This window comes from Microbacterium bandirmense (assembly GCF_037204185.1).
Taxonomy (GTDB): Bacteria; Actinomycetota; Actinomycetes; order Actinomycetales; family Microbacteriaceae; genus Microbacterium; species Microbacterium bandirmense.
On the sequence record NZ_JBBDGM010000037.1, the window covers coordinates 1 to 1,227 of the forward strand.

General features: G+C 69.4%; 1 protein-coding gene. It reads left to right on the forward strand.

Translation table 11 applies throughout. The features are described 5' to 3' along the window. Positions 1-1,203: ISL3 family transposase (locus WDU99_RS17220; protein WP_420064026.1), on the forward strand; the 1,203-nt coding region annotated here is incomplete at its 5' end. Between the last annotated feature and the right edge of the window lie 24 nt (positions 1,204-1,227).

Consider the following 1,227-nt stretch of genomic DNA (forward strand, 5'->3'; position numbering starts at 1 on the left):
GGGCTGCTGGTGGTGTCGGTCTCGACGCCCGCGGCGCCGACCGGCTGCCCTTCGTGTGGGGTTGTCGCGACCGGCCGCGGACGCCGCCGACGGGTGCTTCATGATGTGCCCGCGACGACGCGGGTGCGGATCGTGTGGCGGCAGCGGGTCTGGCGGTGCGACGAGGTGGGATGCGCGCGGCGGACGTTCGTGGAGCAGCTCCCGGGTCTGGTCGCCCGGCGCGGGTCCATCACCACGCGTGCCGTTGGCTGGGCGATCGTGCAGCTGCGCCGTGAGCACGCCACCGTGCACGGCATCGCCCGTCAGCTCGGCACGTCGTGGAAGACGGTGTGGCGCGCTGTCGAGCCCGAGCTGGTCAAGCTGGCTGAGGACGAGTCCCGGTTCGAGAACGTGACCACGCTCGGTGTCGATGAGCACATCTGGCATCATGTCGATCCCCGCAAGCGCGGTCCGAAGGAGCTGACTGGGATGGTCGATCTCAGCCGCGACAGCACCGGAAAGACGCGGGCCAGGCTGCTCGACCTCGTGCCCGGCAGATCGGGGAAGGCCTACGCGTCCTGGCTCGCCGACCGTGGCGACACCTTCCGCAAGAACGTGAAAGTCGCAGCTCTTGACCCGTTCGCCGGCTACAAGACCGCGATCGACGACAGGCTCGAAGACGCCACGGCCGTGCTGGACGCGTTCCATGTCGTCAAGCTCGGCACCGCCGCCGTGGACGAGGTCCGCCGCCGTGTCCAGCAGGACACCCTCGGGCATCGCGGACGGAAGGGCGACCCCCTCTACGGGATCCAGACCATCCTCCGCGCCGGCGCCGAGAACCTCACCGACAAGCAGCGCGCCCGCCTGGTCACCGCGATCGAGGCCGATGAAGCGCACGACGAGGTGTTCGTGGCGTGGCAGTGCGCCCAGCAATTGCGTTCCGCCTACCACCAGAAGGACCTCACCGAGGGGCGGCGGATCGCAGAGAAGGTCGTCGACACATTCCACACCTGCCCGATCCCCGAGATCGCCCGTCTGGGCCGCACCCTGCGGCGCTGGCGCGACGCGTTCCTGGCCTACTTCACCACCGGGAGGTCATCGAACGGCGGCACAGAGGCCATCAACGGCATCATCGAACTCCACCGCCGCCTCGCCAGAGGGTTCCGCAACCGCGACAACTACAGGCTCCGCATGCTCCTCGCCGCCGGCGGCCTCACCCCATGACCCCCACCGAATGTCCGAAGAGCC